The organism is Escherichia sp. WS2035, from assembly GCF_046487065.1.
Taxonomy (GTDB): domain Bacteria; phylum Pseudomonadota; class Gammaproteobacteria; order Enterobacterales; family Enterobacteriaceae; genus Escherichia; species Escherichia coli.
The window spans coordinates 1-1,926 of record NZ_JBJQKD010000043.1; the positions used below are offsets into that span (position 1 = coordinate 1).

General features: G+C 45.6%; 2 protein-coding genes. One reads left to right on the forward strand and one right to left on the reverse strand.

Going from position 1 to position 1,926, the window contains the following annotated elements:
* The first annotated feature begins 124 nt into the window (after positions 1-124).
* Entirely contained in the window at positions 125-355 is a 231-nt protein-coding gene (locus tag ACJHX4_RS26645) for a hypothetical protein (RefSeq protein ID WP_001335175.1), read from the forward strand.
* On the opposite strand, the gene ACJHX4_RS26650 is transcribed toward ACJHX4_RS26645, so the two are convergent.
* Positions 342-1,844 (reverse strand): phosphoethanolamine transferase, encoded by a 1,503-nt coding sequence (locus ACJHX4_RS26650; RefSeq protein ID WP_001531932.1) that lies wholly within the window; start codon positions 1,842-1,844, stop codon positions 342-344. The two genes, ACJHX4_RS26645 and ACJHX4_RS26650, sit on opposite strands and share 14 nt — an antisense overlap.
* Positions 1,845-1,926: the final 82 nt, after the last annotated feature.

A 1,926-nucleotide genomic window follows, 5' to 3' on the forward strand; every position in this document is an offset into this window, starting at 1 on the left:
CTGCACACAAGTAATAATTTATCCACCAATAATAACACTGTTAATGTCCCCTTCCCCTGGTTGTCAGCCAGGGGTTATCTTCTGAATATTTCTTTTGAAAAGGATAACACAATAAATTATTTTTATGAATTATCCCATGGACTCATTAACACCCTTTCATAATGTTTTATTGTCAAACACGTTATGGCTGACATCAAAAAAAACCGGATTTCCTCTGCCAGCGGGTAATCACCTCCCCGGTGTTTTCGGTTGGTCTGGTTACTCCTGTCTGGTTATTAGCAAGATAATTGCTATAAACAGTGGAAAACTCATCGTACATAATCTGGTGATGAACATTACGCTTATTTTCCCTTGACCGGAAGAATCAGAGGCTGCGGTTTCAGACTGTCTGCCGGTACATTCCTCTCTCCGTTAAAAACCATAACGGGTTCATTATCTTCGTCTGTCAGCGGATTGAATGGCGGTATATTTTCAGTACGAATGCCGGTCAGCCACTGAAAAATACCTGCGAAATGACGGGCACTGATTTTTCTGCTGACGGACTGATGAGACGTGATGTCACTGGCGGTAATAATCAGGGGAACGCTGTAGCCTCCCTGCACATGACCATCATGATGAACAGGATTAGCACTGTCGCTGACCGACAGACCATGGTCAGAAAAGTAAAGCATGGCAAAATGACGGGAATGCCGGCGAAGGATACCATCAAGCTGACCGAGAAAGTTATCCAGTTTACTGATGCTGGCGAGGTAACAGGCAACCTTTCGGGGATACTGCTCCAGGTAATGATTCGGCCAGGAGTGAAGCCGGTCACACGGGTTTGGATGAGACCCCATCATGTGCAGGAAAATCACCTTCGGAGAGGATTTATCCGCCAGTGCACGTTCTGTTTCCTGTAACAACAACATGTCATCCGTTTTACGGGAAGCAAAGCTGCCTTTCTTGAGGAAAACGGTATGCTCCGCATCAGAAGCAATAACAGAGATGCGTGTATCATGCTCCCCCAGTTTTCCCTGATTGGATATCCACCATGTGCTGTATCCTGCTTTTGCTGCCAGCGCCACCACGTTGTTGCCGGAATCAGGGTTCTGCTCATAGTCATAAATCAGTGTCCGGCTCAGGGAAGGCACAGTACTGGCTGCTGCCGATGTATAACCGTCAATAAATAAACCGGGAGCCGTATTCAGCCACGGTGTGGTTGGCACAGGATAGCCATATACCGACATATAATCCCTGCGCACACTCTCACCAGTGACGATAACAATCGTGTCATACAACGGTACACCCGGCAGGATTTTCCAGTTGTCAGCCCCGTGCTGATTCAGTTGTTTATAACGCTGCATTTCACGCAATGTGTCAGTTGTCCCCACAACAATTCCTTTAACCATCCGCAACGGCCAGCTGTTTACTGAGCATAATACGAACAGCAGCAGTGCCAGCCAGTTACGGTGACCGCGGTGGTGTGTTCGCCAGAAAATCACCATGAATACCAGAATCGCGGCACTGACCAGAAAATGATAAACAGGAATCATCCCGGTAAACTCCGCTGCCTCATCAGTTGTGGTCTGCAACAACGCGACAATAAAACTGTTGTTGATTTTACCGTACGTCATACCGGCAGACGCATACAGTGCACAACAGAACAGAAATAACAGCGCTGTAATGGATGTGAGGGTATTTCTGTGTGCAAGGAGCAGAAGGAGAAACAGAAGCAGCACATTTCCTGTTGCATTCTTCTCAGTGTATCCGCATGCAATTGTGGTTATTGCAGAAACAACAAAAAAGAATAAAAACAATAAAATCCGGGGGGTGTTGCCCGGACAAAACAGTTTTCTGATATTCATCGGAGTATATCGACAACATTATTATGAAGAGAACAGGATAATAAAAATCAGAAATTATCTGTAAAACAGATAAAAGACAACC

What these genes read in the sequence shown, in the direction of transcription:
- ACJHX4_RS26650 (WP_001531932.1), bottom strand. Translation starts at nt 1,844, where the DNA reads ATGAATATCAGAAAACTGTTTTGTCCGGGCAACACCCCCCGGATTTTA.
- ACJHX4_RS26645 (WP_001335175.1), top strand. Translation starts at nt 125, where the DNA reads ATGAATTATCCCATGGACTCATTAACACCCTTTCATAATGTTTTATTG.